Raw genomic sequence first — 25,925 nt, 5'->3', positions numbered from 1 at the left:
GGGTCACCTTGGGAAAATGGCTATAACGAAAGCTTTAACGGCAAGCTTCGCAATGAACTTTTAAACGGAGAAATATTCTATACCTTGCAGGAGGCAAAGGTTCTGATTGAACGCTGGCGGCAGTTTTACAATGAAGTTCGTCCGCACAGTTCACTGGGCTACAAGCCTCCGGCACCAAAAACACTCTTGCCTCGTCCTGATGTTCTGACTTACGCTACGCTCCAGTCGCCACATCAGGACGACAATAATAGCCAGAAACTAACATAGCGGTTGGACCACCAAAGTGGGGCACGTCACATTTGCACGCCAAATAAAATCAATCTATCTGACTTTTTTACAAAGCATCATATCGCTCATACAGGATCAGGTGACGCGACCCTTGAATATGACTCTAACAAAGGCAAAGCCAAAACGATTTTGTTGGAGAATGGCATAGCCACGGCTAAATTCTTTTTAACGCAGCCTGATGGCATAAAGAGTGAGACGCAACTACCTTTGCCACTCCCCCTATTTGTTAAACCCTTAAATGCCGCCAACGGAAATGGGGTGGATGAGAACTCCATTGTTCATGATTGGCCCAGCTATACTCAAAAGGTTGAAGAATTATTCAATCAATATGGAGGAAGTTCAATTGTTGAAGAAATTCTGCCCGGAAGAGAATTCACTGTCGCTGTACTCGAAGACCTTAGTACAAACACCCGACACGCATATCCTGTAGAGATTATTGCACAGAAAAACTCAAAGGGAGATCGAGTTCTGGGTGCCTTTGAGAAATCAAGCAACCAAGAACGTGTTTTGGCTGTTGAAAACTCTGTTTCGGACTCTGTATCGGAACTGGCAAAGAAAGTGTTTTCAATTCTAAAAGTAAAAGACTTTGGTCGCATTGATGTAAAAATGGACGCAAAAGGCATCCCGCATTTTATTGAGGCTAACCTTGTCCCCGGCCTGACGCCTTCATCCAGTTATTTTCCGCGTTGCTGTAACATGGATGGGGCCATGCCATATGAAGCATTAATTCTAAACATCATTGATTTTGCTCTGAAACGTAGCAGACAACATACTTGTATTGAACAGAGCAGAATAAGCTCTCCTCTTACCGATTTAAAAGCAGCTGTTTAACTTTAAATTTGCAATCTAGATTGGATTGACACTTGTCCCCAGTAGAAGTTCCCCTTCCTCAAGCTGAATGGCTAAAAACGGTTGGTTCTGCAATGTTCGCAACAAACGATGTATTCTCTATCGCTGAATGCGATCAAATTATCCAGTTTTCTAAAAATGATATGCAAGATATGGGATTGATAAATAACCAAAATGTAAGTGATGTTCGCCAAAGTAGTGTTCATTGGATTGATGAGGAAAAAGATGGTGATTGGGTTTTACGCAAAATAATGCGTGAGGTGTCTGATATTAATAATAACCATTTCAATTTTAACCTGACTGACTTTTCTGAGTTGATCCAAATCGCAAATTATCAAGAGATAACGGGCGGGCATTATGATTGGCATACGGATTTAGGTGGCTCAGCAATCGCATCAAGAAGAAAACTCACATTGGTCATACAGCTCTCTGACCCTGATGATTATGAGGGAGGGGTGCTTGAAGTGAATATTGGTGGGAACATTCATAAAGCCTCCCTAAGGCAGGGCTCTGCTGTTATATTTCCTTCATTTATTTTGCATCGAGTTTCACCTGTTACAAAAGGAAACAGGTATTCACTTGCTTGCTGGATACATGGACCAACTTTTAGGTGATCAATGAATTATAGTGCAGATGTTTTCGCGTAGAAATTCAGTAATCACATGAGTTTGTTGTGGGTCAAACTCAGCCGAACTGCAGTCGCTTGTGAGCAGGTCTGAACTATGCCAAAAAGGAGTTGTTCAAATACATAAATGGATTTTATAACGCAAAGAAACGCCATTCATATCTGAATGGCCTCAGCCCCATCAAGTATGAAAAACGGGCTGGCTGAATGAGTGAGACACTCCACTTTTTCCGTACAGGTCTAAACAATAACGGGTCAACTAAAAAGCTATACGCTCTGGCAGCAAAACTTGACAAAAGTAACTACAATAGGCCCAATCTCAACAAACTAAATATTGGTCCTGACTTTATGACTCTTCGGCTTTTGTACATTGCTCCTTTCTTTCCCCCTTTGGCGCGGGCGGCTTCCTACACTTCGATTAAATTCGTCCGTGGTCTGGCCAATCTGGGATGTCAAATAGATGTGCTCAGCGACCTGTGGCCCAGCGCACCCAAAGACCCGGCGACCTTAGACTTCATCCCAAAGAATGTCAGGGTATTTCGAGACTTTAGCTCTAGAGGCAAAGGCGTGAATATCACCCAATCAACACGCCTAAAAGCCTCGCCTTCCTCCCCCACAAAAAAGGCAAGCGTCGAATGGCTGCCCATGGGGGAAATGGGCTTTTTCATGGGACACGGCGCGCGCGCTGCCCAAAATCTTGCAAAAAAGACCCCCTATGATGCCATCATTGCCCAAGCCTCACCGGTTGCCTCGCTTGAATCTGCACGACGGGTTGCAAAAAAGACAGGGCTCCCTTTGTTTGGTCTCCTTGATGACCCATGGGGTCCCTGTGACTTGCGCGCAGGACGTCGCCCCTGGCACACTCGCTTGATTGAAGGATGGTTTGAACGCCGTTTTTTACAACAAGCCAGCCACTGCTTCCTTGTTACAGAAACGACATGTAATGACTACCGGATAGCTTTTCCACAATTGCCTGCTGATTTTTTCAGCTATATCCATTGTGGGATCGACGCGGCCTTACTGGGGGACATGGGAGTGGGAACCGCCACGCTAAATCCTAATGGACCTTTCACCATCTTATTCCTTGGGACATTTTCTAACTTCGTCCGTCCACAGCATTTCTTTGCACTCCTCAAAGAGTTGGCAAAACGGGGCTGGACGCCTGATAAAATCCGCTTTTCACCAACCACTCAGCTAGATCAAGATAGTTTGAAGGAAGCAAAAGCCCACGGAATTACCGATTATATTGTCCCCATACCACCCGTTCCTCATAATCAGGTTGCAGCACTAATGTCGCAGGCCGACCTCTTGGCCCTTTCGGTCATGACGCCCCAGCGCATCGCGGCAAAGACATATGACTATCTTGCCGTAGACCGTCCCATTCTAGCCCTATCCAAGCATCACCCTGAACTTCAGCGCCTTTTATCTGAGACAGGGGCTGGACAGCTTTTTCATCCTGAAGAAGGGGGAAAATCTGCGGACTATGTGGAGAGTCTTCTCACCGGCTCACGGCCTCCAACCACCCACCGCTCCTCTGTAGCGCTTGAGGCACTGGAGATAGCGACCAGCGCGCAAACAATGCTTTATCAGATAAACAAGACCCTTCAAAATTCTTGTTAAGTAACTTTGCTAGTCTTCCAACAACTCCCCAAACAAGAAAAACAGCATTTCTATTTACTTTGAGGAAGAACATTTTATGGAGTGTGTTGTTTTAGATATTTTTTAGTGATACGTTTTTTTTCTAACATATTGATTTATAATTGCTCTGCGAAAGGGGGGGGGTATTGTGTCTCGAACGAAGGCCCTAAAAATCATAGATGACTTTATGGAGAAGTTTAGGGCTGTTCAATGCAATCCGGATCGAACACTTGCTCAAGAAATCACAATTGTCATCAAGACCTTTGAACGGCCTGTCTGTGTTGCATGGTCACTCACATCCATAAGAAGCTATTTCCCAACGATCAAAGTCTTAGTATGTGATGATAGTCAGCATCCGCTTTATGAAGATGGGCACGAACCCCTTCCGGGTGTAGTCTGGCTCGTTAAACCTTTTGAAGACGGGCACACCGCCGGGGCAGGACGGAACTTTCTGATCGACCGAGTGGAAACTGACTTTTATTTCCTCACCGATGATGATGTTCAATTTACGGCCAAAAGTGAATTGGCAGGTATGCTAAAATTCCTCAAAGACTATGATTACGATCTGGTTGGCGGCACGCAATCGTCGTGGGATTATGGCACTGCGACCTTTGAACTTGAGGACGATATTTTAATTGAAAAACATTATGCTCATCATGGCCTTATTGCCCCAGGCTTTGTTAAATGTGACCGTGTTGCCAATGCCTTTCTTGCCCGTCATAAAACAGTTTCTGACGTGCGTTGGGAAGAAGCAATCAATAAAAACACCCATGCGGATTTCTTTTATCGCGCAAGCCGTGCGGGGTTAAAAATTGCCCAAATGGGCCGTTTTTCCATGACGCATAAAAGGCGTTGTGAAGGATGTGAAAGTTTACGTGAATTTGTGTTTGGCCTCTGGGATGGGCACTTCAACAAACGCTATCGTATTGCCCAGTATGGAGGTGGCGTTAATGAAGAAGAAGCGCACAAAAAACATAAAGAAATTTATCAAAAAGTCATTTTGGAGAAAAACGCAATCTCTCGTATAGAAGATGACAGAAGCTTGACCAGATTCATAAACCTTTGCCTTACCATTGGGCATCCTTTTATGAACTTTAAATCTAAAATGAGAAAAGTTGTGTAAGCTTGTTTCTCAAGTACTGGACAATAAGCCTCAGACGGAGCCGGAACAAATAAATGAAGCCAACGGTTTATATAGGAATGACAGCAGATATTGTTCATCACGGACATATCAATGTTATCGAGAAAGGGCGCGAATTTGGCGATGTGGTCATTGGCTTATTAACCGATGGTGCTGCAACCCAGTTTAAGCAGTTGCCGTATCTTATGTATGAACAACGTAAGCGAATTATTGAAAATATTTCCGGTGTGACACAGGTCGTTGAACAAAATGAATGGGATTACGCCCCGAATTTGCGCAAGTACAAACCCGATTTTATGATTCACGGGGATGACTGGTGCGAAGGTGTTCAAAAAAAATTCCGGGACAATGCCTTTGAAGCGATGGCCGAATGGGGGGGAACTATTATTGAAATTCCTTATACCAAAGGCATCCTATCCCAACGATATAGCCAACAAGAAAACAGACTTGCTGCAACACCAGATGTAAGACGCAGCAGCCTGAAAAGACTGATTGCCACAGGTAAACTAATTAGAACCATCGAAGTTCATAGCCCCTTAAGCGGCTGTCTCGTAGACCAGTTAAAGATCCAAGATGAAAATGGGGTGCATCAATTTGATGCCATGTGGTCTTCCAGCCTGACAGATTCAACCGTGCGCGGTAAGCCCGATATCGAGATTGTCGATCTCAGCGCGCGAATTTCCAGTATTGATTCTTTGTTTGATGTGACAAGCAAACCCCTTATTTATGATGGCGATACTGGCGGTCGGCTTGAACATTTTGGCTATAATGTGCGTACACTTGAACGTTTGGGTGTTTCTGCAATTATTATTGAAGATAAAACAGGCAATAAAAGAAATTCCCTTTACGGAACGGATGTCGTGCAAACACAAGAAGAATGCGAAGCCTTCTGCGATAAAATCCGTGCCGGTGTGCTTGCCAGAACAACAAAAGATTTTATGATCATCGCGCGTATTGAAAGCTTGATTCTGGAAGCTGGCATGCAAGATGCCCTTGAAAGAGCGTTTGCCTATGTCGACGCGGGCGCTGATGGGATTATGATCCATAGCCGGGCAAAAACCGTGGGTGAAATTGCCACCTTCTGTCAAAAATTCAGGGCAGAAAATGAAAATACGCCCTTAATTGTCGTGCCGACAAGTTACAGCGATGTTTATGAAAAAGACCTTCACTCTTATGGTGTTAACCTCGTTATTTACGCCAATCACTTACTGCGCGCTTCTTATCCAGCGATGGAAAAAGTCGCCCGGTCTATTCTTGAACATGGTCGTGCGCGCGAAGCAGATGAATTTTGTATGAGCATCAAAGACATCCTGAAACTCATCCCCGGAGGCGAAGGGTGATTGATACTCTAGGCTTTATTAATTTTTTAAAGGATCATGGCGTTGATTTTTATTGCGGGGTACCAGACTCATTATTATCCCCTGTGTCTGCGGCACTTGAAACTATGTCAGCGCAAAAAGCTCTATCCCATTATGTGTGTGCCAATGAAGGTAATGCGATCGGCCTAGCTTGTGGGCATTATCTGGGAAGTCAGACAATTCCTTGCGTTTACATGCAAAATTCAGGTCTCGGAAACGCCGTAAACCCACTGGTTTCATTGGCCGCACCTGAGGTTTATGGCATTCCCCTGCTGATGATCATAGGATGGCGCGGTGAAGGTAAAGATGAACCCCAACATGTGATGCAAGGCCGTATCAACGAAGGATTGCTCAACGTTTTGGAGATCCCTTACAAAATATTGGATCAAGATTGCCAAGATTGGTCCGTGATGATTGCCGATTTACTTTCTATCGCTAAAGAACATGAAAAACCAGTTGCTCTGTTGGTGCGCTCAAACACTTTTTCATCATACAAATGTGCACAAACCAGTGAACACAAGCCATACATGAGCCGAGAAAGAGCGATTGAGCTTGTGATAAGTTCTGTATCAGGGGAGGAAACCCTTGTGGCAACAACAGGCAAGACAAGCCGCGAACTTTATGAACTGCGTAAGTCACGTAACGAGAGTGGGGCTTCTGACTTTTTAACAGTCGGATCCATGGGGCATGCCTCACAAATCGCGGCTGGAATAGCCATAAATCACTCTCGAAAAAATGTGCTCTGTCTTGATGGTGATGGGGCGTGCTTAATGCATATGGGGGGCTTGTTAGTAACAGCACCCCTCTCAAATTTCAAACATATTTTGCTTAATAACGGCGTTCATGATTCCGTGGGTGGACAGCAAACCGTTGCAGGTTCTTTCGATCTAGGCCCTATTGCAAAAGCTTGCGGCTATAAAAATGTGCAACAGGTTGCAAGCGAAGAAGAGCTTTTAAAAGCCATGGAGAATTATAAAAACGTTGAAGGAAGTGTGTTTTTGGAAATTATGATTAAACCCGGTTCACGTACTGATTTGGGACGCCCCAAAGAAAGCCCTCAAATAAATAAAAAGCGTTTTATGATGCAACTCTCAAATTCACAAAGCGAAGGATAATCAACATGCGTATCATGGTTGATATGTCTGCAACCTTGTTGCATTACGGCCATATCCGGTTGCTTAAACAGGCCAAGAAAATTGGACATGTTGTAGTCGGATTAACGCGAGATGAAGAGATTCTCTCCAAAAAAGGCTATAAGCCGGAAATGGCTTATGAATATCGAAAAGAACTGTTGGAAGCCCTGTCAGATGTTGATGAAGTCGTGGAAACCCCGTGGTTAATCAGTGAGGACGTTTTGGATCAATATAACATCGACTTATTGTTACATGGCGACGACAACTGTAATGAAATCTCGCCGGATCGGTTGAAAGTAGTTTCACGCACCCAAAGGATCTCCAGTATGGACCTTCGCCATGGTGCTTTGAACAGTCTCGTTTCCATTGCAAATAAAAAGAAATTGCTTACCCCGGGGCCAGGCCGTTTACTCGGTGCCAATCTTGAAGGTTTGATGCCCTGTTTTGGACGCGGAGATGACTCTTACGATGTGGTTGAAGATCGCGTTCTAGGCCATTTAAAAGAAATGACAGGTCATTCCCATATTGCACGTATGCAAGGTTCTGCCAGCCTTGCAATCGAAGTTGCTATCACGAACTTTGTGTATGGAAAGTGCCTAGTGATTGACAGCGGCTACTATTCCCAAAGAATGGTCCAGATGGCACAGGCGCTCGCTCAAACCGACTTGATTGGGGTGGTCGAGGTTGTTTCACTACAAGAATTAGATGCTGTATCGGGTTCTTATGACTGGATCTTAAGCACCTATACGGAAACCGCCTCTGCCTTAAAAAATGATGTGTTAGCTTTTAGCAAACTTGCAAAACAGGTTGGAGCACGTTTTCTTTTGGATGCGACAGGCAGTATTGGACTGGAAGATCATCATAATGTCGCAGATGTGGTTTGCTATAGTTCCTGTAAAGGCCTGTTAGGGCTAACGGGCGCTGCTTTCGTTGCTTTTAACGAATTTCCAAAAAATGAAGTTTCATCATTTAGTTTGTCCCTTCATACCTATTTAGAGAAAAAATGTACGGGCCCGTATCACGCGATTTCGTCCCTTGATCATGTTCTTCACAACCATGACAAAGTAAGGCAATCGATCATTGAAGCTAAAAACAACATGATGGACCGTCTTAAAGATCGTGTCGTGCGCCCGATGGTGGACCAACCTGTTTTATGTACCTTAGTAGAGGGCAAGGTTATCTCTAAAGAAAATGATGTTGTTCTTTATCAACCTCGTGATGTGGCCGCAGGGACTTCCGTGATTTGTCATCTTGGTGAGGCTGACATCACTGGTCAGCCGACCAATGACATTTGGGATAAAATTATAATTGAATAGATCAAACCACAAACACAATAACTTGCCAGTTATTGTAAAATTTGATTGTATGATGTGTTATGGCGGGCTAATCCGTTGGTGAGAATAAAGAATTTGAGGGGCAAACATGTTTTTCTCTAAAGGGCGGGTCCCAGCAGGCCTTCTTCTGCTATTTCTATTTGTAGCATCTATCGCGCACGCCCAAAGCAATGAAAAACCGGACATTGGTGCCCTAGGAACATTAATGCCTGAAAGTGGTTTGATCCGGCTGACAGGGGCAAGTGGGATAACGATTTCCAAATTATTTGTCCATCAAGGCGACCAAGTTAAACAAGGGGCACCTGTAGCCCAGCTGAGTAATTATGATTTGCTGGAAGCGGAATTAAAGTCTCTGCAGCTTGAATATCAAATTTTCCTGACCACACATGAACATAATACCAAAATACTTGAACTTGATACGGCAAATGCCCGCCTCAAATTAAGCCGCGCCAACACGGCATTAAAAAAATATCTAGCTTTAAGCAAGAATGCACAGGTGAATTCTGTACGAGATCAACGCTATAACGATGTGGCAGATGCAAAGCATATTCTTAGAACAAAAGAAACAGAACTGCTCAAGGAAAAACAAAGTTTCGATCTAGATAAAAAGAAAATGGAACTTCAGATCGAAAAAGCCGAAATCAATCTAAGAAGTGCCGATATTCGCGCCCCACTATCAGGTGTGGTGCTGGATGTGCCAGGCCGTGTCGGGGCGGCAAGTTCTTTCGGCATCGCTGTTATCGCAGATGTTTCTAAAATGATGGTAAAAAGCGAAGTTTATGAAGGGGACTTAGGCTCGGTTAAACTTGGACAGACTGCGTCCGTTTCAGGAAAGGCCCTCAGCGAGAAATACACAGGTAAAGTGGTCCGCGTTGGGCGTGAAATTGATGTCGCGCGTAAAGTGGCTATTGTCTGGATTGAACTTGATAACAACGAGGAAGCAAGCAAGTTTATCGGTATGGAAGTCAATGTCAGCATTAAGCAGTGAAGACAGGGCAGACATTGATTCATGCAAACCGTGTTTAAAATAGCCTGGGGAAATACATTTCAAAATATGAAGCGCACGCTGACAGCATTGGGCGGTATTTCCTTTTCTATTTTGCTGATCTTTCTGCAGCTCGGTTTTTTAAATGGGGCCAAAAAAGAAGTAACCCTTCTGTTTGACTATTTCGATTTTGATCTGGCCCTTTCTAGTGACCGTTATCAGTTTATGGCGACGGCCCCACCTTTTGATCGTATCCGCATTATTCAAGCAAGAGTCGATGAAGCGATTGGCGACAGCTTTTTATTAAATGTAAGAAGTGGACGCTGGGTTGATGAAGAAACCGAACTAGAATCATCCCTTCTCATCATTGGCATGGACAGTAAAGAAGAATTCATTAAAAACCCTGACTTTATCACTGGGCTTGAAAGTATCACAAACGGGCAGTCTATCTTTCTAGATCGCTTTTCCCACGCCGATTTCGGCCCCCTTGAAGTTGGACGACAAGGTTATGTAAATGGCACTCAAGTTAATGTGACATCGCTTTTCGATCTCGGTCTTTTCTTTTTTGCAGAAGGCTCTGTGGCCACGTCAAATGGCAACTTCGTCAACCTGTCCGGACGCACAGCTGATGATGTCACGCTTGGATTTTTAAAAGTAAAAGAAGGCTTTGATCATAACGAAACCGTCGACAGGATGCGTACACTTTTACCCGATGATGTCTTAATCGTGACCCGTGAAGAATTTTACGAGCGCGAACAGGACTATTTCATCGAAGTCAAACCAATCGGGATTATGTTTCGATCAGCTGTCTTTATTGCTTTTGCTGTGGGACTTGTCATTCTATTCCAAGTGCTTTCAACAGAGCTTAGTAACCGTCTTGATGAATTTGCGACCATGAAAGCAATGGGGTTTAGCGTGCCGTTTATTTACGGGATCGGCATCATGCAAAATCTCATCATTACCTTTATGAGCTTTTTCCCGGCCTGGATCATCTGCGTTTTGCTGTTCAAATTGATCTACGGACTGAGCAAGCTCCCCATGGAAATGACCTTCTCTCTTTTTGCAACTGTGTTGGGTTTAACCCTGTTGATGAGCATCACCGCAGGTGTACTGGCACTGCGTAAAGTTAAAAATGCTGATCCTGCGGAGTTGTTTTAATGAAGAAGGGAGCCGTTCATATTGGTTTAAGCATGCTTTTACATGATAAAAAGCGGCTCTTTCTGTCTATTTGCGGCATCGGTTTTGCCGTCATCATTATGTTCATGCAGCTTGGTTTCTTTAATGGCATCAATGACAGTCAGGCCAATATCGCACGGTTGATGAACGCGGACCTTGTGCTGATCCATAGCAAACGCACACATTTAAATAAATGGAACCGTTTTGCCCCCATCCATGTGCAACAGGTGCTTTCAACCCCCGGGGTCAGTGAAGCTATTCCCATCTACAAAGATGGGGTCGGGTTAAAAAACCCTGATACCAAACAGGTAAAACGGACCATTATGTATGCCTTCCCCCCTGATAGCCGCCCTTTCCGCTTAAAGGGGATGGACCCTGAAATGTGGGATTTGCTGAAAGTACAAGGCAATTGCTTTTATGATGTGCGTTCACGTGAAATTTTCGGTGAATTTAAAGTCGGCGATAGCCTGACGGTGGACGATCGCCCCATGCGCCTTGCTGGATTTGTCGAAGTCGGGCCGAACATCATTAATGATGGTACCCTATTCTGTGGGGAAGGAAGCTGGCGACAACCCGGTTCCTTCTTAATTATGGCGCTGTTTCGTTTTCAGGATAATGTGGATCATGAAGCCGTTACGGAAAAAATAAAAGCTAATCTGGATGATGACCTTGTTATCATGACGCCTCAGGAACTGGCACAGCGTGAGATTATGTACACGGTTATCAATGCCCCGATTGGTGCCATCTTCGGGGTTGGTTTGATTGTCAGCCTTTTTATCGGGACAGTGATCTGTTATCAGATTTTGTTTAATGAGATCACGGATAACCTCGCACAATATGCCACATTAAAAGCCATGGGGTTCAGCAGTCGTTTTCTCTATGGTGTTATTCTGGAAGAAGCCTCTTTGTTGGCTGTGTTAGGCTTCATACCCGGTTTTCTGATTTCTACGCTCATATATCAAATTACGTCAGATGCAACACGATTGATTATGGATTTCAACGTTTATAGAGTTTCCTTTATCTTTTTTCTGACGTTGATTATGTGTCTGGTTGCTGGCTTTTTGGCCATGCGTAAAGTACTGACCGTCGACCCTGCCGATCTCTATTAATGGAAGTGATAGACAATGGAACTTGATAGATTAAGTATTGATAACGAAGGGCTTATCCCGTCAATCAAGTCGGTGGATGTTGAATATTCATTCGGTAAGGGCGAAAGTGAAAAGCAGGTTCTCTTTGATAATAACCTCACGATTTATCCCGGTGAAATCGTGATTATGACCGGCCCGTCCGGTTCAGGGAAGACAACACTACTGACTCTTATTGGAGCGTTACGCAGTATGCAAAAAGGGAGCATCCAGTTTTTGGGACGCGAACTTTTAAATTTATCAGATAACGGCAAACATGACTTGCGAAAAGAAATAGGCTTCATTTTCCAACATCACAATCTGTTTGAATCCTTAAGTGCGCTTGATACCCTTAAAGTCGCCATGCAACTACAAATCCCCAAACCATCGCCCGAACAAGCTGAAAAAGAAGCCACAGAACTTTTGCAAAGATTGGGGCTTGGTGAAAGAATGACCTATAAACCAAGTCGACTTTCCGGAGGACAAAAGCAACGCGTTGCAATTGCCAGAGCCTTAATCAATCATCCCAAACTGATTTTGGCAGATGAACCCACAGCTGCCCTTGATCAGGAGTCAGGGCAGATGGTCATTGAACTTTTTAAGGAACGTGCGCAAGAAGAAAAAGCAACGGTATTGATTGTTACCCACGATAACCGAATTTTGGATGCGGCAGACCGGATTGTGAATATGGTTGATGGACATATCCACAGCAATATTTTGATTAAAGAACATCTGCGTATTTGTGAATATCTCAACCACTGTCATGTTTTTAAAGACGTGAAAGCCAGTATCCTGAATAATGTTGCCCACCAGTTAAAACGCAAAAGCTATAAACCTGGTGAGATCATCATCAAACAAGGCGATCATGGGGAGCATTTTTATCTAATCGATACGGGTCGTGCCGTCGCTTCGCTTGAAAAAAACGGTATCAGTCAAGAGGTTGCCGTTCTGGGGGGAGGGCAATCCTTTGGAGAACTTGCCTTGTTGAATGACGAGCCCCGCGCGGCAACTATTACCGCGCAATCCGATGTAGAAGCGTATCTTTTGAACAAAAACGATTTCTTATCCGTTATTGAAAACCCACCCGCTTTGGGTGATGAAATCCGAAATATTTATATGCAGGCAGGGTAAAGACATTGAGCAGTGCCAAACCATATTCTGTCAAAGCGATAAAAGCTTCCTTTGGCGAAGAAAAGATTCAGGATGAAAAACATAATCAGTGGATCAATTATGTTTTTATTCGCCCCGTTTCTTTTCACCTTGCCGCCTTGTTACTAAATCTAAATCGAACATCTAACCAGATCGGCGTCTTTTCATTAATAATTTGCTTGTTTTTACCCTTCATTGCACTTCTACCCTTTGTCTGGGCTTTTATTTTCCTGTCTGTACTCACCTTTATTCTTTATCTGCTGGATGATGTAGATGGTGATATGGCAAGAGCCAGCAATCAGGTGAGCCTTAAAGGCCATTACCTTGATTTCATCACAGATGTTTTTTTCCGGTTTTCCCTTTATCTGACAGTGGCGCTTATCTTCTACAATACGACAGAAGGCAGTGAAGGCATCTCTGAAATGATATTTTGTCTCGCCGGAGCGTGGCTTACAACGGCAGCACGGCTGTCGCGGGTTTATGCAAAATCGTTGCAAAAAGCAGATCGCGAGGTTTATAGCCGTACGGAAAAAAAAGTATATGGTCTCATGGACTATGTCTTTTTTGTTGTCAGTAGTCTCGACCATATTTATCCGCTGTTTTTCCTACTGGTTGGTTTTTTGGGTTATGGTGACATTCTGGTCGGCTGGATTTTTATCTATGCCTTGATCGATTTTATTTTTACCCAGATCAGTATTGCAAAGGGCCTTTCATGAAAATTGCTATTGTATGTCCCTATGATATTGAACGCGCCGGCGGGGTGCAGGTCCATATTCTTGATCTCGCAAATAGTCTTCGAAAACGCGGGCATAACGTTTGGGTCATCGCACCGAAAACAAATAATGCAGAAAGCTGTTTGGAAGGCATCGCCCTTTTCGGCAAAAGCACATCTTTTGTTTTCAATGAAACCCAGATTGATGCCTCCCTCGTTTGGGGAAAAGAAAAGAAAAGACTGAAACAGTGGTTGGCAGACCAACAGTTTGATGTCATCCATTTCCACACCATCTGGGATCCCTTTCTGTCCTTTCAAATATTGTCTATGTGTAAAAATACGGCACGGGTGGCGACTTTCCATGATACACCACCTGAAACTTTAAGCGGTAATCTAACCCGCAAGGTTTTTTACAGACTCAGCCAGTTGCTCTATCGCTGGCTTGATGGCGTGAGCGCCGTTTCTGTCTCCCCTGCTGCCCATTTATACAAAAGCCCAACCCACCCGATCCGCTTGATGCCACCTAGTATTAACTATTCAAGTTTTTTGAAAGTTAAACGCAACCTTGATCCATCAGGACCACAGACGATTTTTTTTGTAAGCCGACTGGATCCACGCAAAGGCGTTCTTACCCTTCTCAAAGCCTATGAAAAGATCAAAACTCAAGTAGGTAACATTCGTCTGGTCATCGCCGGTGATGGTGAAGACAAAAAGGCTTTGGAAAAGACGATTAAAGGGCGCAACATTCAAGACGTTCATGTCTTGGGCTATATCAATGAAGACGAAAAAATAGATTGGCTGGCAAAGTCCGATGTCTTTTGCTCCCCCGCTCATTACGGGGAAAGTTTCGGTATTGTGCTTGTGGAAGCAATGGCAACAGGTGTTCCCGTCATCGCAGCAGCCAATAGTGGCTATAAAACAATCCTTCATGAAAAAGTAGAGCATTGCCTTTTTACACCCACTGATGAAGATCAGTTGGCAGAGCGTTTGTTAACCCTGTTAGGTGATGAAAAACTTCGTACGGAGCTTTCTGTATGGGGAAGAGAGCAAGCTATAAAATACGATATTGAAAGCTGGGTTGGGAAATGGGAAGACGTTTATAAGGAAGCTATAAAAAGGCGTGGTAAAATAGTTTCTAAAAATAAATGATTTTTCTCTTTTAGACAGATTGCCCGACATTGTATGTTTACCCCCTTAATAGATATGGATTTGGATTTTTCTATGACTTTTGCCGACAAAACGATATCGCATCTGTTTTTGAGTGCTTCTTTATGTAGCGTGTTAGCAACATCAGGGGCCTATGCTGAAGATATTTCCATCGATGAAGCGATTAGCCGGACAATCAATCAGCATAGTGAAGTTGAAATCAAAAAATCAGAGGTGCGCGGCGCGCGTGCTGATGTACAAGCATCAGAAGGCGATTTTGATATTGGTCTCAGCGGGAGTGTGGGTGGTTCCAAAACCGATGAAGCTGTCATCAGCACCACAACCGGCGTTGAAAGTGAAAAGACCACCCGTTCACAAAGCTATGAAATGGGTTTGAGCAAAAAATTCGAAAGCAGTGTTGAAGTTGCCCTTTCCAACACCATCGCAACATCGCGTCTTGCACATAGCCCTGCCCGCACAATTGGGACAAGTGATTGGTCCTTGTCGATCACACTACCTTTATTACAAGGCGGTGGTTATGATGCGGTCACATCAACCAAAAGAGCAGCCCAGAGCACTTTTGAAGCCACGCGCTATGCCTCTGGACATGATATCTCCGAACAGGCCTACGCGGCAATTATTGCGTATTGGTCTTCTTTAGAAGCCAAAGAAAATTTCACCAACCTCCAAATCACTATGCAAAGAGCGAGCGATACCGCAAATACACTTGAAGAAAGACAGCTCGGCGGTGAACTTGCAGGAGTCGAATATCAACGTTCACTTGCAGAATTACGCTTGCGAGAAGTCGACCTTGAATCTGGACGCCAAGCCAAATATGAAAGTCAGGAAAGCCTCGCGCTGGCAATGGGTAACCGTGAAGATCAGGAATTGCCAGAAGTGGTCGGCACTTTTCCCCTTCCGGCTGACATGGCAACCTTAGATAAATTAGATGCAAATAAGCTTCTATCTCTCGCTCTGCTGCGCCGTCTTGATATAAAAGCCCAGGAAAAACTTATTGAGGCTGCACAGATATCTTTAAATAAATCCAAAGATGATACCTTGCCCTCGTTAGATTTGGGGATGAGTGGAGGCTATACCTCGGCTATTCCCGGTTTTGACAGTGGAAAAACAAGCAACCTTTACGAACATAAAGAACGCAATGGTCCCGATTATTCGATGTCCCTAACCCTTAGCTATCCGCTGGGCAATAATGCGGCGAATGGGGCGATGTATGGCGAGATGGAAAATCTTAATCAGAAAGAAATTACGCTCATACAGCTGAAACGGTCCATCCGGAATGAAATCAATGTCACTATCGATAAGTTAAAATCCGCTGTCAGAAGTTATGAGCTATCTGCCCAGTCACTCGCACTTATGGAAGAAGTGGCTATCGAGACAAAACGGAAATTGAATTTCGGCGAAGCCAGCATGACAGACATGATCAGTGTCGAAGACCGACTGACAGAAGGCCGCCTAAGCATGATCAAAGCCCAAAGTGATTATGCACAGGCTTTGGCCGAGTTACGTTTTGTCACAGGTACTATGACAACTGATAAGGATGAAAATCTTATCATCAACGCTGAACAAATCCAATCCTTGCCGCTTGCTGAGCTAAGCACAGTTGATGGCTAAGCAAATGGGGCATGTGATTATTAGCGGGGGCAGCAGTGGCATTGGTTTGGCGATTGCCGAACTGGTGGTTCTTCAGGGTCATCATGTCACACTGTTAGCAAGACAGGAAAACCACCTAAAAGCAGCCCAAGCCCTGTTACAGAAGAAGGCTGTCAGCGAAAGCCAGCAGATTTCATATTTTACTTGCGACGTGTCGCAACAAGGAGCTGTAGAAAAAGCCGTTGCCCAAGCGGTTGAAAACGCCGGTCCACCATCATGTTTATATTTATCCGCCGGCATTGTAGAGCCCGGTCATTTCATGGATTTAACCATTGAGCAATTCAAACGCACTATGGATGTAAATTACATGGGGTCTGTTCATGTGATTAAGTCCGCTTTACCTTACATGGTGAAACAGGCTGAAGGATCAATCACACTCATTTCCTCAGCGGCCGGACTAATCGGGGTCTGGGGGTACGGGGCATATAGCCCGACTAAGTTTGCCTTACATGGTTTGGCAGAAGTCTTACGCGCAGAAATGAAGCCCAAGGGGGTCAGTGTCAGTATTGCTTTTCCCCCGGATACAGACACGCCACAATATCATGGTGAAAAAGATATTCGACCACAGGAAACAACTGTTATTGCAGGTACAGCTGATCTTTGGACTGCGCAAGATGTGGCAAAGGTGATCGTCTCAAAATCACAAAAGAAACGTTTTTTGATTACGCCCGGACTAATGATTACTGCGTTGAGCTATTTGAGAAGTCTAATTTTTCCTGTCCTAAGTTTCTGGTTTGATCAGCTTGTAAAACGAAAATGTCCCTAGAAAGTCTTACGCCACAAGAATTATTATTGGGGATTGGGGCAAGTTTATTTTGCGTCGGTGCTATTGTTCTTTTTGTGCTCAAATTTTTTCAAGCACTTTCTGATCAATATGATGAAATTCGCCGCTTGTTCTCTGTGCAAGCCGCCATTGTTGCCTTGGTGATGGCACCTGCTTTTTTAGGTGGATATTGGTATGGCCTGTTTCTTTCCATTTTATTGGGCCGAGGCTTATTTGAACTGATTGAAATCAATCGTTCAAGCAAGGACCCTTTTGTAAAAAAACTTCCACTCACCTATGGGCTCGCAGGCGTGGTTCTTATTTCTTTATATACACTGCCTCTTTCTTGGCACCCATTTGTCTGGGCAATTTGTCTTGCCCTTGTCGTAGGCTTTGCCTCTGCGGCATGTAAAGCCCCGCTTATCATGGGGCTTGTTGCTTTTTTTGTTAGTATCGAAGCGCTTTTGTTACTAGGTATACGCGATGACCGCTTCCTTCTGGTCGGGCTTGTTTATATTCTGCTGGAAACCAGTGATAGTTTTGCCTATTTGTTTGGTCGTAGTTTTGGCACACACAAGGTGTTCCCTAAACTGAGCGCAGGCAAAACGTTAGAAGGCTATCTTGGCGGGCTTGCAAGTGCGTTTCTTGCTGCATTCTTATTAAATAAATTCGTTTACCAGATGGACTGGTTTCCTTTTATTGCCTTGTCAGCCTGTATTCTGTTTTCGGGCATTGCTGGGGATCTTTTGGTATCGGCCTATAAAAGAAATTTGGGACGTAAAGACTTTGCCCCCGTGACTGTTTTGCATGGGGGTATTCTTGATATTTATGATGCGTTTTTAGTGGGTTCTATCGTCTTGTTACTGGTGGACTTCATCCAAAACCACACCCCCTAGATCAAGTTTGATAAGGTGGTCGCAGACATCGAAGAAAAGATCGTCATGGGTCACACAAATGACAGTTTTTCCCATTTCTTTCAGCTCAGGCAATAGCTCTTTATAAAAGAAAACTCTGAACTCAGGGTCTTGGTCGGCCGCAAACTCATCAAAGATAATATAAGGCCGGTTCTCTAGCAGCAAGGTTGTCAGTGCAAGTCGCTTCTTCTGCCCTGTTGACAGAGCAACCGTTGAATATTGGTTTCCTTCAAGGGACGTTTTGTCCATGAGTTTAAAACGTTCAAGATAGGCCTTAGCCTTTTCCTGATCGGGATTCTTTAAACCAAAAAGCGTTCTAAAAAGATGAAAGTCGGAATAAATAGCGGAAAAGTTCTGACGATATGTAAAGATATCTTCAGCAGAAAGAGGATGAGAGTCGATCAGGATCTCCCCCTCACTTGGCACATAAAGACCCGATAAAACTTTTAGAAGCGTCGTTTTACCAGACCCGTTCCCGCCGACAATAAAGACGGTATCGCCTTTTTGTATTTGCAGACTAAGGGGACCAAGATGAAAGCTTTCCCCATATTTTTCAGATCGGTAGCTCATTTTAATATTTTTAAGCTCAATACATTTGGGGATTTTGGGCTCTTCGCTGACAAGGTTCTGGATTTCAGAAAATTCATCCAACCTATGAGACAGGTTCTTGATTTTCGACAGAGCGACGCCGCCTCTTGTAATAGACCCAATTGAATCCACCACTTCTTCGATCGGCTTTAGGCTAAAAAGCAAGGCCGTCAGGATCTGGAAGTGTAGCGTTGTATTATCAGCAATCATCCCCTGAGGTAGAAAAATCGCTAAACCAAGAATAATAAACAGGCTAATTTGTGAAACCAGAAAGCTAATAAAAAAGAATAATTCTGACTTTGTGTAATGAAAACGGAATTTTTCTGAAATGGCGAACTGTTTTGAAAACAGATCATCACTTTTATTTTTATTAAGCTTTAATTCTTTTAGCCCGTATAGTTCGTCGTTAAGCGTTTCAAAAAACTGGGCTTCGCCATCGCGCGCGACAGTTTGGCTAATACGCGCTTTTTTGTGCTGAAAAAGGTAGGCTGCGACACCACATAGCAACCCGCATAGAAGAAGGGCAAACCCAAGACCAGACAGCCATGCAATGTAGAGAACGCAAAAAACTAAAACAATCGCTGCCTGAAATGTTTTGATTAAGCGCAAGGCTGTTTTGGCAAGCTGGTCAATGTCAGCAGTGAAATGCGCATAAATTTCACCCTTTTTATATTGCTCAATATACTGGATTTTGCCTTTTAAAAATTTACGACTGAGCTCGATACGCAAGTCATGCATCATATAGCCGATTGCTTCAGTGGTTTTGTAGATAGAAAAATAAACACCACTTAAATAAATGAGGAACAGTAAAACAAACAGGCCCAGTTCTCCCCATAAGGCCTCACCATTCCCCTGACTTTCAACCGCATAATTCACAACACCTAACAACATGCCATGTGCAAGAGATGCAAGGGTGGACATCACGATGATGACACCCCATGATTTTTTTGCACGGCCTAGATAAAAGAGGGCAAGTTCTTTAATCATCAAGCTTCTTTTCCAGTATTTTCTTTGCTCTGAAAAATCTTTGAAAGGCCGTGAAATATGTCAGTGCCCCCATCAGAGTAAGCAGGCCTGTCATATACGAAAACGGCCAGCTTTCCGGAAGGGTGATAAAGGCAGACAGAAAGAGGCCTGCACAAAGAACAAGGACACGCTCAAGACGTTCCATCAGATCGGGCCAGTTATCATTTTCAATGGGCCGTTCAACAGCCGTTCGGGCTTTCGTGTAACTGACCATGAGCGAGCCTGTGATTACAAAAAACGCCGCTTCCCAACAATCATGTGTATAAGCCAAGGCGGCGTAGACAGCAATTTCCTGATATCGATCTACAATCGCATCCATATAACCGCCAAATGATGTGCAGCTGTCACTCATGCGCGCAACGGCCCCATCTAATGAATCGAAAGCAAAAATAACCAAGATGACTAAAGCAAAACCGGCGGTGTTATTCCAGAAAGGATAAAGCGCGCTGGCAATCACCATAAACAGAAAGCCGCAAAAGGTGACGGTATTTGCGGAAACACCTGTTGTCACCAGACTTTTCGCCAGAAAATTCCAGATTTTATCGATGGAGGATTTAAAATTGCCATCAATCATAGGCAGTCAACTTTCGTTTCATTTGGAGTAATTGACCCCGGTTTTCCCATAAAAGCATCAGGCTATAGCTAAAGCTCAGCGTTGCCAGCAGATGTTCACACATCACATAGAAAATTTGCGTTGTATAAAAATCTGCAAAATGACCGCTCTTACGAAAAATGAAAAAATATAATAACATCAAAGATAAAGCACTGACAACGAGCGCACAAATACGCCTGATTTTATAGGAAACATGCGGTCTTTGCTGGCACAGCTTGCGCCATGGCCCCAAGAAATAGCTTTCACTAACAAAACTCAAGGCCCCAAAAGTAAAGGTGCCGATAGAAAACAAAATATGAAGATATTCATTCGTTTCCAGACTGATTGCCGACATCATAATGACCGACATGCCTTGGCCCAGCCCCAAAAAGAAGGTGAGGTAATTCCATTTGTAAAAAGGAACAGCCGGCTTACCGAGACTTTTCAGACAAAAATGATTGAAAAAATATGTGTAAGTCCAACAAACAAGAATACAAATACCGCTTAACCCCATAATCACGCTGAAATAGCTGGAAGCTGGTTCAAAGGCAGCTGTTTTGCTGATGGTAGGAACAGTTCTTTCGTACCAGTCAGAATGGTCTAGGTTAAAGACAAGACGTGCCACAAGGATCGAAAGCATGCCAAAAACAAAAACACCAATGTAAGAAACATCGATGAGAAATGAATTTATAAATAATCGGCGAAACTGATTTTGCGCTCTTTCCTGTTTCAGGGTCATTTATACCATCCCCTGACCTGTTTATAAGCTTTCTTAAAGCGGATAAAACGCTTTTGATGGCAATCGGCTTGTGCGTGGTTGGGATGAAAGGTCGTTGTCGCCTCTTTCAAAGCACAGGCCTGATCTAAGTCAGAATACCAGCCCAGTGCCGAAGCCGCACAACAATAGCCTCCCCTTGTACCCGCCCATTGGGGGTTATGAGAACGAATGAAACTCGTTTGAAAAACATCTGCCAAGGTCTGCATCAAGAGATCACTTTGGGCCAGACCACCGACAACGGGGATATCGGTTGGTTGATTATTCTTTGCCATTTTAAAGAGATATCCTGTTGCCCAAAATTGATTATAAACAATGGCTTCTATAACAGCGCGTGCCATATCAGCTTTTGTGGTTGTCGGCCCAATATTTAGAAAACCACCACGAATATTGCTGTCATCAACAGGAGCGCGTTCACCGTTTAACCAAGGCATAAACATAACCCCATTCGCCCCTGGCGAGCTTTGTTCTGCAAGGCTGAAAAAAGCCCTCACACTGGAACCGTCCGTCAAAAATGACGTCATCGTTTCAAGAATATTTCCCGCATTCTCCTGCGCCGCAATCAAAAGCGACCTGTTTGAAAAGGCCGAGCAAATGGAACCGATATAAGTAAAAGGGGAGACTTTCGGGGATGGGATATGTGCAGCAGCCCAATTGCTTGTCCCAAAATATAAATGGGGTTTTCCATTCAATGTAGCACCGGATCCAAGGGCCGTTGATGTGATATCCCCAAGGCCTATGGCAACTGATGTGCCAGCTTGTAAATCAAGATGTTTGGCCGCATCAACAGAAAGCCCGCCTTCAATGAGTGTTGTTGGCTCGACAATATCGGGTAGTTTCGTTCTCTCAAAACCATTACGACGGATAAGATAATCCGACCATTTCCGGGTTTTGAAATTTACAAGCCATGTAAAAAAAGCACTATCGGGCGAAGTTTTTGCCTGATGGGTGCATTTGAAAAGCAAAAAATCCTTGGCATCAAGACAGTATCTGGTTTTCATCCAAATATCAGGTCGCTTTTCTTTAATCCAAAGATATTTTGAAAAAGGATCTTTACCCGAAAGGTTCGGTGCCCCCCGACAAATATACAGCCATTCAAGAACAGCCCTTAGGCCATAACCAAATAAATTGAAAATTCCACGAACTTTTTGTTTAACGAGGTCTTCACTGCGTGTATCCAGCCAGCTTATCGCAGAGGTAAGCGGCGTCCCATCTTCGTCAATAGCAATTGTCGAGCACATCTGTGTTGTAAAAACGAGTGCACTAATCTGATCGTTCTGAAGCTTGTTCTTTGCTTTTAAGGCTTTTACGAGCGTTTGCGCCAAGGCCCACCATTGTTCGGGGTCCTGTTCTGCCCAGCCCGCTTGTGGGTAATGAATGGAGAGAGATTGCATTTCTTTGGCGACGAGTGATCCCTTTTGGTCATACAGCGCAGCTTTGAAAGAAGATGTGCCCAAATCAAAGCTGATAATAAAACGCCCATAAGGAGACATATGAAAAACACCAATAAACGAAATGAGGGTTGATTAAGTTAGCAATTTCACTAGCTTAATAACAGTTAATTTTGCAGCGCAGAAGGATATTCAGGTCGTGGAAGTCGTTTACACGTGGGTAGATGATACCTTTGCAGGATATAAAGATCTTTTAAATCAGTTCAGTGAAACAAAACATGATTTAAACCCCAATAGAACACGTAACAATATTGATATCCTCAAATACAGTCTTCGTTCGCTTGAAAAATATGCCCCATGGGTCAGCAAGGTTACTTTGATCACCATGCGCCCACAAATACCGGACTGGATCGAACCTGATTGTCATGATCTGAATATTCTGCATCATGACCAGTTTATTGATGCGCAATACTTGCCAACTTTCAGTTCCTTTTCAATCATATCGCATTTTCATAAACTTGCCGATCTGCCCAACAGGTTTATTTACCTTGAAGACGATATGGTGTTAGGCCGTCCTGTCCGGGATGATATTTTTTATACGCAGGATAATAAAATCAATGTTTGGCTTGAAGCAAACTTAAGTCCAGATAAAAAAAGACGCTTTGCCGAAAAAGACTCCCCATGGAACAGGGCGTTGAGTTATTGCAATTTCTTACTTGATGAAACCTATTTGCCCGAAAGGCGCAAGATGCTAAGGCATTCACCGCTTCTGATAGACCGGGAATTATGGGCAAAGATGGTGGCACAATGGCCTGCGGCGTTTGAGCTGACAATGAAAAGCAAGTTCCGCTCAACAGGTAATGTCGCCCCTGAATTTTTATATCGTTATTTCTTGCTGAAAGAGGGCCATGCCCATGCATGTACACCCAAGAAATCAGGCCAGATTAATGATTATTGGGGCTTGGAGAACAATTGCTTTTTCAACAAATTAGGTCTAATGCTGGTTAAAAGACGCTCAAGACCCTTTATAACTTTAAATGATAACTTCGGGGACAACCCACGAAAACAGGTTGTTGACGATGTTCGTCACTTTCTTGAACAAACATATCCCGACCCCAGTCGTTTTGAAAGTGCTGTTTAACGACTATTTATCCTTTAATGAAGATATCAAGCATATCAAAGGCTTGATAATCTTCAATCTGCACAGGTGGTGTTTTCATGTAAAGCGCACTTGGGGCTATTAACGCCCCTCCGATTTTGCGATCCAGTGCAAGTTTGGCGCAACGAATAGCATCTATTACGACGCCTGCACTGTTCGGTGAATCTTGTACAGATAAGCGCATCTCCAGTTCAAGTGGCGCCCCGCCAAAGCCTTCGCCTTCCAATCTGATAAAGGCGACTTTGTTATCTTTTTGCCAAGGCACATAATCGCTTGGCCCGATATGAATATTTTCTGCGTCAAGAGGTGTATCAAGTTGTGACTGAACGGAATTGGTTTTGGATTTCTTTTTAGATTTCAAACGATCTTGGGCAAGCATGTTCAGAAAGTCCGTATTACCGCCGGTGTTTAACTGATAGGTGCGTTTGATTTTAATGCCGCGTTTTGAAAAGAGCTTAGCAAGTACCCGATGTGTAATGGTCGCGCCAAGCTGACTTTTAATATCATCACCGATAATAGGAATGCCGCGTTCTTCAAACTTGTTCGCCCATTCATTTTGAGAGGCAATAAAAACAGGCACGCAATTGATAAAGGCAACACCCGCTTTTAAAGCAGCATCAGCGTATGTTTTAACCGCTTCTTCAGACCCAACGGGCAGATAGCAAACAAGAACATCGGCCTTAGACTCTTTTAGAACCTGCACAACATCCACAGCTTCTGCGTTTGCGACACGGAAGGCTTCGTTTTCATTATAGTCATTCATGTGAGGTGCAAACCCATCCAGCACAGGGCCCATTTGCACCATGGCATCTGCCCCTTGAACGTCTTCACAGATCACGCGTGTACAGTTGGGTTCTGCAAAAATGGCTTCAGCTATAGGTCGCCCCACTTTTCGAACATCTATATCAAAAGCCGCAACAAAGGTTATGTCCTGTGGCCTGTATGTCCCTATATTTTCAAGCATAATACCATCATAGCTGGCCTCAAGGCTGGCACCATAATAGGAAACCCCCTGCACCAATGAACTCGCACAATTGCCAACCCCTGCGATGGCGACTTTAATGGGTGTGGTTGTTTTTTCATTGTTAATCACAGTTGTTATCCTTGATTTAAAACAGCTTTTTATAAAGCTTTGCAATGATGTCGGCACTTTGCGATAGCTGTTCTTTTGTGTGTTCAGCCGTTACAAAAAACCTTAAGCGAGCTTCATTCTCTGCCACAGCAGGATAGAAAAAAGCTTGTGTATTTATATCATTGTCCAAAAGTGCATTAGACAATTTGATCGTTTTCAGTGAATTGCCGACAACAACAGGGACAATATTATATCCTTCAGACAGGCCTGTATTTAACCCGTTCTGAACCAAGCGATCATAAAAATATCGCCCATTTTCTTTTACCTTGGTAGCCCTTTGTGGTTCATCTTTCAAAAGCTGAATCGACTTAAGAGCAGCTGCTGCATTGGCAGGTGTAATGCCAACGCTATAGACAAAGCCGGGTGTGGTGTAGCGCAAATATTCAATTACGTCTGCCTTACCGGCAATCGCACCGCCGCAACTTGCGAAGCTTTTTGAAAGGGTTGCCATCCAGAAATCCACATCTTTTGGATTAATCCCTGCGTGTTCACCTATTCCTTTGCCCGTTACACCTAAAACCCCTAAAGAATGAGCCTCATCAACAAACAAGAAGCAATCATGGCGTTTTTTAAGCTCGATAATCCGGGCCAGATCAGGCAAATCACCATCAACCGAATAAATGCCTTCAATCAGGATCAGGCATTGGCGAAAATCTTTTCTGTTTTCTATCAGTATATTTTCAAGAACGCCCAGATCGTTATGGGGAAAAGCCAATCTTTTTGCCCCCGAACACATGGCCCCGTCAATAGCACTTCGATGCATCAGGGCATCATGGATAATAAGGTCATCTTTACCAACAATATGACTGATTACGGTTTGGTTAGTCGAATAACCGCCCACCATCACAAGGGCATCTTCAACGCCAAAAAGATCCGCAATTTCTTTTTCAAGCTCGCTATGAAGGGGTCTTTGACCGGAAGCAATGCGACTTGCACTTACAGACGTGCCCATGGTCTTGATGGCCTCAATCGCAGCATCTTGGACACGTTGATCACTGGCAAACCCCAAATAGTCATAACCGGAAAAATTGATAACTTCTTGTCCTTCACGCAACAGGATAGGCTTCATCATGCCTTCAAAAGACCTGTAAATCGGGCTTTCCTGACGAATTAACTTTAACTTGGCGAAGGACTTTTTCAGATCGGCAATGCCTTCTTTAAGGCTCATATTGCGTGAGGATGCCACAGATCCATCCACCACATCCGATTTCTCTGTGACGCTTATTTTATTTTTCTTGGCAAGCAATTTAGCAAGA

Annotated in this window: 25 protein-coding genes; 19 read left to right on the top strand and 6 right to left on the bottom strand. The window is 43.9% G+C overall.

Annotated features, from left to right (window positions below; genetic code table 11):
- From Q397_RS24785 to Q397_RS24440, 18 genes are all read left to right on the top strand, one after another.
- Positions 1 to 267, top strand: a 267-nt coding sequence (locus tag Q397_RS24785) for an integrase core domain-containing protein (protein WP_240475098.1), incomplete at its 5' end; no start/stop codon positions are given.
- 3 nt (positions 268 to 270) lie between these two features.
- On the top strand, positions 271 to 1,119 hold the full coding sequence (locus tag Q397_RS23165) for a D-alanine--D-alanine ligase family protein (RefSeq protein ID WP_051610247.1): 849 nt from the start codon (positions 271 to 273) through the stop codon (positions 1,117 to 1,119).
- 32 nt (positions 1,120 to 1,151) lie between these two features.
- A complete protein-coding gene (locus tag Q397_RS0117180) occupies positions 1,152 to 1,751 on the top strand; it encodes a 2OG-Fe(II) oxygenase (RefSeq protein WP_156950765.1) in 600 nt (199 codons plus the stop codon).
- Between the two features lie 101 nt (positions 1,752 to 1,852).
- A complete protein-coding gene (locus Q397_RS25595) occupies positions 1,853 to 1,969 on the top strand; it encodes an IS3 family transposase (RefSeq protein WP_420864645.1) in 117 nt (38 codons plus the stop codon).
- Positions 1,970 to 3,382, top strand: coding sequence for a glycosyltransferase family protein (locus Q397_RS0117175; RefSeq protein ID WP_028880467.1), 1,413 nt, complete (start codon positions 1,970 to 1,972; stop codon positions 3,380 to 3,382).
- Positions 3,383 to 3,548: 166 nt separating this feature from the next.
- Positions 3,549 to 4,523: a glycosyltransferase gene (locus Q397_RS0117170; RefSeq protein WP_156950764.1), complete on the top strand. Its 975-nt coding sequence runs from the start codon at positions 3,549 to 3,551 to the stop codon at positions 4,521 to 4,523.
- Positions 4,524 to 4,600: 77 nt separating this feature from the next.
- Positions 4,601 to 5,881 carry a phosphoenolpyruvate mutase gene (aepX, locus tag Q397_RS0117165; RefSeq protein WP_205618856.1) on the top strand — a complete coding sequence of 427 codons (1,281 nt, stop codon included), beginning with the start codon at positions 4,601 to 4,603 and terminating at the stop codon, positions 5,879 to 5,881.
- The gene (gene aepY / locus Q397_RS0117160) at positions 5,878 to 7,014 is read left to right on the top strand and encodes a phosphonopyruvate decarboxylase (protein WP_028880464.1); all 1,137 of its coding nucleotides are present in this window, start codon (positions 5,878 to 5,880) and stop codon (positions 7,012 to 7,014) included. Before aepX ends, aepY begins: the two co-directional genes overlap by 4 nt.
- A 5-nt stretch (positions 7,015 to 7,019) precedes the next feature.
- Positions 7,020 to 8,348, top strand: a complete 1,329-nt coding sequence (locus tag Q397_RS0117150) for an adenylyltransferase/cytidyltransferase family protein (protein ID WP_084149105.1) — start codon at positions 7,020 to 7,022, stop codon at positions 8,346 to 8,348.
- A 106-nt stretch (positions 8,349 to 8,454) separates the two neighbouring features.
- Positions 8,455 to 9,354, top strand: a complete 900-nt coding sequence (locus tag Q397_RS0117145; RefSeq protein WP_028880462.1) for an efflux RND transporter periplasmic adaptor subunit — start codon at positions 8,455 to 8,457, stop codon at positions 9,352 to 9,354.
- A gap of 21 nt (positions 9,355 to 9,375) precedes the next feature.
- Positions 9,376 to 10,509, top strand: a complete 1,134-nt coding sequence (locus Q397_RS0117140; RefSeq protein ID WP_028880461.1) for an ABC transporter permease — start codon at positions 9,376 to 9,378, stop codon at positions 10,507 to 10,509.
- Positions 10,509 to 11,636, top strand: coding sequence for an FtsX-like permease family protein (locus tag Q397_RS0117135; RefSeq protein ID WP_028880460.1), 1,128 nt, complete (start codon positions 10,509 to 10,511; stop codon positions 11,634 to 11,636). The genes Q397_RS0117140 and Q397_RS0117135 overlap by 1 nt, the downstream gene beginning before the upstream one ends.
- 15 nt (positions 11,637 to 11,651) lie before the next feature.
- A complete protein-coding gene (locus tag Q397_RS24780) occupies positions 11,652 to 12,782 on the top strand; it encodes an ATP-binding cassette domain-containing protein (RefSeq protein ID WP_084149104.1) in 1,131 nt (376 codons plus the stop codon).
- Positions 12,783 to 12,787: 5 nt separating this feature from the next.
- Entirely contained in the window at positions 12,788 to 13,516 is a 729-nt protein-coding gene (locus tag Q397_RS0117125) for a CDP-alcohol phosphatidyltransferase family protein (RefSeq protein WP_028880459.1), read from the top strand.
- A complete protein-coding gene (locus tag Q397_RS0117120) occupies positions 13,513 to 14,661 on the top strand; it encodes a glycosyltransferase family 4 protein (protein ID WP_028880458.1) in 1,149 nt (382 codons plus the stop codon). Before Q397_RS0117125 ends, Q397_RS0117120 begins: the two co-directional genes overlap by 4 nt.
- Positions 14,662 to 14,733: 72 nt before the next feature.
- Positions 14,734 to 16,290: a TolC family protein gene (locus tag Q397_RS0117115; protein ID WP_169738011.1), complete on the top strand. Its 1,557-nt coding sequence runs from the start codon at positions 14,734 to 14,736 to the stop codon at positions 16,288 to 16,290.
- Complete coding sequence (locus Q397_RS0117110; protein ID WP_028880456.1) at positions 16,283 to 17,095, top strand: SDR family oxidoreductase; 813 nt, start codon at positions 16,283 to 16,285, stop codon at positions 17,093 to 17,095. Before Q397_RS0117115 ends, Q397_RS0117110 begins: the two co-directional genes overlap by 8 nt.
- Positions 17,086 to 17,988 carry a phosphatidate cytidylyltransferase gene (locus tag Q397_RS24440; RefSeq protein ID WP_084149102.1) on the top strand — a complete coding sequence of 301 codons (903 nt, stop codon included), beginning with the start codon at positions 17,086 to 17,088 and terminating at the stop codon, positions 17,986 to 17,988. Before Q397_RS0117110 ends, Q397_RS24440 begins: the two co-directional genes overlap by 10 nt.
- Here the strand turns inward: Q397_RS24440 and Q397_RS0117100 are convergent.
- From Q397_RS0117100 to Q397_RS0117085, 4 genes are read right to left on the bottom strand one after another with little or no spacing between them, the layout of a single operon-like run.
- A complete protein-coding gene (locus Q397_RS0117100) occupies positions 17,953 to 19,581 on the bottom strand; it encodes a cyclic peptide export ABC transporter (RefSeq protein ID WP_028880455.1) in 1,629 nt (542 codons plus the stop codon). The genes Q397_RS24440 and Q397_RS0117100 overlap by 36 nt on opposite strands.
- Positions 19,574 to 20,194 carry a CDP-alcohol phosphatidyltransferase family protein gene (locus tag Q397_RS0117095; protein ID WP_028880454.1) on the bottom strand — a complete coding sequence of 207 codons (621 nt, stop codon included), beginning with the start codon at positions 20,192 to 20,194 and terminating at the stop codon, positions 19,574 to 19,576. Before Q397_RS0117095 ends, Q397_RS0117100 begins: the two co-directional genes overlap by 8 nt.
- Positions 20,187 to 20,951 carry a Frag1/DRAM/Sfk1 family protein gene (locus tag Q397_RS0117090; RefSeq protein WP_028880453.1) on the bottom strand — a complete coding sequence of 255 codons (765 nt, stop codon included), beginning with the start codon at positions 20,949 to 20,951 and terminating at the stop codon, positions 20,187 to 20,189. Before Q397_RS0117090 ends, Q397_RS0117095 begins: the two co-directional genes overlap by 8 nt.
- Positions 20,948 to 22,480, bottom strand: coding sequence for a xylulokinase (locus tag Q397_RS0117085; RefSeq protein WP_028880452.1), 1,533 nt, complete (start codon positions 22,478 to 22,480; stop codon positions 20,948 to 20,950). The genes Q397_RS0117090 and Q397_RS0117085 overlap by 4 nt, the downstream gene beginning before the upstream one ends.
- A 97-nt stretch (positions 22,481 to 22,577) precedes the next feature.
- Here Q397_RS0117085 and Q397_RS0117080 point away from each other — a divergent pair, with 97 nt between their 5' ends.
- Positions 22,578 to 23,519, top strand: coding sequence for a stealth conserved region 3 domain-containing protein (locus Q397_RS0117080; RefSeq protein ID WP_028880451.1), 942 nt, complete (start codon positions 22,578 to 22,580; stop codon positions 23,517 to 23,519).
- 7 nt (positions 23,520 to 23,526) lie between these two features.
- Here Q397_RS0117080 and Q397_RS0117075 read toward each other — a convergent pair whose 3' ends face one another.
- Both Q397_RS0117075 and Q397_RS0117070 read right to left on the bottom strand, forming a co-directional pair.
- Positions 23,527 to 24,630, bottom strand: coding sequence for an inositol-3-phosphate synthase (locus Q397_RS0117075; protein WP_028880450.1), 1,104 nt, complete (start codon positions 24,628 to 24,630; stop codon positions 23,527 to 23,529).
- Between the two features lie 16 nt (positions 24,631 to 24,646).
- The gene (locus Q397_RS0117070; RefSeq protein ID WP_169738010.1) at positions 24,647 to 25,915 is read right to left on the bottom strand and encodes an aminotransferase class I/II-fold pyridoxal phosphate-dependent enzyme; all 1,269 of its coding nucleotides are present in this window, start codon (positions 25,913 to 25,915) and stop codon (positions 24,647 to 24,649) included.
- Positions 25,916 to 25,925: the final 10 nt, after the last annotated feature.

Origin of the sequence: Terasakiella pusilla DSM 6293, from assembly GCF_000688235.1 — a bacterium.
Taxonomy (GTDB): Bacteria; Pseudomonadota; Alphaproteobacteria; order Rhodospirillales; family Terasakiellaceae; genus Terasakiella; species Terasakiella pusilla.
This window is presented reverse-complemented; position numbering and strand designations above follow the sequence as displayed.

Bases quoted from the DNA above. Each gene is read 5' to 3' on its own strand.
- Q397_RS0117175 (WP_028880467.1), top strand. From the start codon at position 1,970: ATGAGTGAGACACTCCACTTTTTCCGTACAGGTCTAAACAATAACGGG.
- aepX (WP_205618856.1), top strand. From the start codon at position 4,601: ATGACAGCAGATATTGTTCATCACGGACATATCAATGTTATCGAGAAA.
- Q397_RS0117150 (WP_084149105.1), top strand. From the start codon at position 7,020: ATGCGTATCATGGTTGATATGTCTGCAACCTTGTTGCATTACGGCCAT.
- Q397_RS0117145 (WP_028880462.1), top strand. From the start codon at position 8,455: ATGTTTTTCTCTAAAGGGCGGGTCCCAGCAGGCCTTCTTCTGCTATTT.
- Q397_RS0117140 (WP_028880461.1), top strand. From the start codon at position 9,376: ATGCAAACCGTGTTTAAAATAGCCTGGGGAAATACATTTCAAAATATG.
- Q397_RS0117135 (WP_028880460.1), top strand. From the start codon at position 10,509: ATGAAGAAGGGAGCCGTTCATATTGGTTTAAGCATGCTTTTACATGAT.
- Q397_RS24780 (WP_084149104.1), top strand. From the start codon at position 11,652: ATGGAACTTGATAGATTAAGTATTGATAACGAAGGGCTTATCCCGTCA.
- Q397_RS0117120 (WP_028880458.1), top strand. From the start codon at position 13,513: ATGAAAATTGCTATTGTATGTCCCTATGATATTGAACGCGCCGGCGGG.
- Q397_RS0117115 (WP_169738011.1), top strand. From the start codon at position 14,734: ATGACTTTTGCCGACAAAACGATATCGCATCTGTTTTTGAGTGCTTCT.
- Q397_RS0117110 (WP_028880456.1), top strand. From the start codon at position 16,283: ATGGCTAAGCAAATGGGGCATGTGATTATTAGCGGGGGCAGCAGTGGC.
- Q397_RS24440 (WP_084149102.1), top strand. From the start codon at position 17,086: ATGTCCCTAGAAAGTCTTACGCCACAAGAATTATTATTGGGGATTGGG.
- Q397_RS0117100 (WP_028880455.1), bottom strand. From the start codon at position 19,581: ATGATTAAAGAACTTGCCCTCTTTTATCTAGGCCGTGCAAAAAAATCA.
- Q397_RS0117095 (WP_028880454.1), bottom strand. From the start codon at position 20,194: ATGATTGATGGCAATTTTAAATCCTCCATCGATAAAATCTGGAATTTT.
- Q397_RS0117090 (WP_028880453.1), bottom strand. From the start codon at position 20,951: ATGACCCTGAAACAGGAAAGAGCGCAAAATCAGTTTCGCCGATTATTT.
- Q397_RS0117085 (WP_028880452.1), bottom strand. From the start codon at position 22,480: ATGTCTCCTTATGGGCGTTTTATTATCAGCTTTGATTTGGGCACATCT.